This is a genomic window from Mesorhizobium sp. M7A.F.Ca.MR.362.00.0.0 (assembly GCF_004023175.1).
Taxonomy (GTDB): Bacteria; Pseudomonadota; Alphaproteobacteria; order Rhizobiales; family Rhizobiaceae; genus Mesorhizobium.
Window position 1 is genome coordinate 1 of sequence record NZ_RZTF01000791.1, and the last position, 1,050, is coordinate 1,050.

Genomic DNA, 1,050 nt, shown 5'->3' on the forward strand with positions numbered 1-1,050 from the left:
CCATGCGCACGGCGAGCGCCGGACGGTCCTGGCCCTCGCGCAGCGAGCAGAGATCGTTGGAGATGCGCTCGGGCAGCATCGGCACGACGCGATCCGGGAAATAGACCGAATTGCCGCGCTTCAATGCTTCGCGGTCGAGCGCCGTGCCGTAGCGCACATAGGCGGCGACGTCGGCGATTGCGACAGTGGCAACCACGCCGCCGGGGTTCTTCTCGTCGAGATCCGGCGTGGCGAAGACGGCGTCGTCATGGTCCTTGGCGTCGGCCGGATCGATGGTGATCAACGGCAGGTCGCGCCAATCCTCGCGGTGATCCAGCGTCGCCGGCTTGACCGCTTCGGATTCTGCGATGACGTCGGCCGGGAAGATATGCGGAATGTCGTGCGCGTGGATGGCGATCATCGAGACCGCCTTTTCGCTGGTCAGAGAGCCCAGCACGTTGAGCACCTTGGCCCTCGGCAGCCCATAGCGGGAAGCCCGCGCCGGCTCGACCTCCACCAGGTCACCGTTCTTGGCGCCGTTCTGGAATTCCTTGTCGACGATCAGTTCGGGCTGGCGCCGTTCCACCGGCTCGATGCGGAAGGTGCCGTCCTGCAAGATGCGAAAGACACCGAGCACGGCATCGGTACGTTTTTCGAAAATCTTCACCACCCGCCCGGTGTAGGCGGGGCCGCCCAGGGCGACGTTCGTGTCGTCGGCCGGAAAGGTCTTGGCCAGCACGCGGTCGCCAATGCCGGGCGCCGGTCCACTGCCACTGCGCGACAGGCGGATGGAGACGATGGGCGGCGGCCCATTGGCCGTGTGTTCGGTAGGACGGGCCAAGAGCACGCCATCGGCATCGCGGTCGAAAATATCGAGGACCGTGACATGGGGCAGGGCACCGACGCGAGCCAGCCCCTTGCGCTCCTTGGTGAGGACGCCTTCGTCCTGCAAGTCGCGCAAAATATCCTTCAGCCAGATGCGGTCGTCGCCGCGCAGTGCGAACGCCTTGGCGATGTCGCGTTTGCCGGCGCGATCGGGATTTTCGGCGATGTAGCGCAGGATTTCGTCAC

The 1,050-nt window shown here is 65.5% G+C and carries 1 protein-coding gene; it reads right to left on the reverse strand.

The genetic code is table 11. The features are described from left to right. On the reverse strand, positions 1 to 1,050 hold a 1,050-nt coding region (locus EOC06_RS37710; protein WP_245470448.1), incomplete at both ends, for an RNB domain-containing ribonuclease.